The 239-nt window shown below is 56.9% G+C and carries 1 protein-coding gene; it reads right to left on the bottom strand.

What is annotated here, in order from left to right; genetic code table 11:
- The coding region (locus QP415_RS12805; RefSeq protein WP_285100326.1) for a hypothetical protein at window positions 1-205 on the bottom strand (205 nt) is incomplete at its 3' end.
- Window positions 206-239 lie beyond the last annotated feature (34 nt).

Here is a 239-nt window from a genome sequence, read left to right as displayed (position 1 = left end):
AGAGGAGTTGAGCAGAACGCATGGTCGCGGCCGTGTTCGCAAGGTCAGATGGTGAAGCGTCTTCCATGTCTGGGAAGGTGACTTTTACGCCGTCTGGTTGCAGTCCGGGCGTGTTGAACACGGTCTGGTCGATGGTGAGCATTTTGGAGACCAATTGCTGGAGTGCGGTGGTTTCGATCCTGATCTTCCGGTCGCGCGTCGTCATGGTCGTTTTTTCGCGGGCTTTGACTTCGGTGGCC

Source organism: Pauljensenia sp. UMB3104 (assembly GCF_030217285.1).
Taxonomy (GTDB): domain Bacteria; phylum Actinomycetota; class Actinomycetes; order Actinomycetales; family Actinomycetaceae; genus Pauljensenia.
The sequence above is the reverse complement of the archived record's forward strand: the minus strand, read 5'-3'. Positions and strand labels throughout refer to the sequence as shown.